The organism is Coxiella endosymbiont of Ornithodoros maritimus (assembly GCF_907164965.1).
Taxonomy (GTDB): Bacteria; Pseudomonadota; Gammaproteobacteria; order Coxiellales; family Coxiellaceae; genus Coxiella.
In genome coordinates, this window is sequence record NZ_CAJRAM010000013.1 from 1 (window position 1) to 1,307 (window position 1,307).

A 1,307-nucleotide genomic window follows, 5' to 3' on the forward strand; every position below is an offset into this window, starting at 1 on the left:
CTCAGCAGCTTTTCTCACTATTTCATCAACTGAACTGCTTTCGTCATGTATAGAGATATTTTTTTGTTAAAAATCATTTTCTTGATAAAGAGATCCTTGAACTTTAAAAAAGTATTTAAAAAACAGTAAGTTTTGAACTTAAAATTTAAAAATTAAAAAACTAGATTCTTAATTTTAAATTGGATAAAATTAGAAAATGAAAAATTTGCAATCTTAAATAAAAATAACTTAAATTTAAGTTGCATTGAGGGAGAAATTGCTATTAGAATATGTCCGCTCTTTGCAGAAACTTTTCATCATTAACAGGGGAAATTTAATGTCGGTAAAAAAACTAGTAACACTTGCTACTCTCAGTATGGCTAGCGTTGGTGTCACTTCCGCTGCATTGGCGGGTGGTCCTGATTATGTACCTGCTTCCAGCTATGCGGGCGTTTATCTTGAAGGTAACTTAGGTTATGCATACCGCCCGTGGCGTAGGGATGCAAGCACTGTTGTAGGTATCTTGAAACAACTTGAACTTTTAGGAAGTTCTTCTCGAGGCAACGGTGGCTTTACTTTCGCTGCGGATCTCGGTTATCAATTTAATCAGTACTTCACCGTTGAAGGAGGTTGGTTCTATCTGCCTAAAATGAAATTTACAACTACAAGCACAAGCACTGGGGTTGTAGATAATCTCCCGACAGGAACTTACACAGTTAAAAGCGGGATGGCTTATGCTACATTGAAAGGAATCGTGCCTGTTTATGAAAATACCTATGTTTTCGGGAAATTAGGCGTTGCTTACATCTACAATCAAGCTGACGTCGGTCTGCCGACCAATAAAATTCCGGCAGCTTTTGTTTCACGTTCCAGATTTTGGAACCCGCTGTTTGCCGCTGGTGTTCAGTACTGTTTCACACCTAACTGGTCTGTGAATACTCAGTACACCTTCGTACCGGGCTATCGAAATGCTTCATCCAAGCGTTTTGTAGCGCCAGTTACTCATCTGTTCACCGTAGGCCTTGGTTACAAATTCTTAATGTAAGCTAACTCAATCGAAAAAGGGGGGCATTCGCCCCTTTTTTTTTGGCATCGCTTTTCTCCTTAAAGATAAGGCGAGAGCATGTCGTTACTCACAAATAGAAAAACAAAAAAACGAAAACCGTCACCACTGCTCGCTTGTCATCCAACCCCCTCGTTATCCTGCCTTCGCGCCTAGGTGTCAACTTAAGGGAGCCAGGTAAAGAGGGAATATCAAGTAGTTAAAAAAAGCCCGTCATCTTCGTGCGTAGGCTGCCTACCGACAGACAAAGAATCGAAGGCTTTGA

1 protein-coding gene and 1 pseudogene are annotated in these 1,307 nt (G+C 40.2%); both read left to right on the forward strand.

Going from position 1 to position 1,307, the window contains the following annotated elements; all coding sequences use genetic code 11:
- Window positions 1-183: 183 nt before the first annotated feature.
- Window positions 184-317, forward strand: a pseudogene (locus OWO34_RS01325) (hypothetical protein).
- The gene (locus tag OWO34_RS01330) at window positions 317-1,024 is read left to right on the forward strand and encodes an outer membrane beta-barrel protein (protein ID WP_267256289.1); all 708 of its coding nucleotides are present in this window, start codon (window positions 317-319) and stop codon (window positions 1,022-1,024) included. The pseudogene OWO34_RS01325 and the gene OWO34_RS01330 overlap by 1 nt, the downstream one beginning before the upstream one ends.
- The last annotated feature ends 283 nt before the right edge of the window (window positions 1,025-1,307 follow it).

What these genes read in the sequence shown, in the direction of transcription:
- OWO34_RS01330 (WP_267256289.1), top strand. Translation starts at nt 317, where the DNA reads ATGTCGGTAAAAAAACTAGTAACACTTGCTACTCTCAGTATGGCTAGC.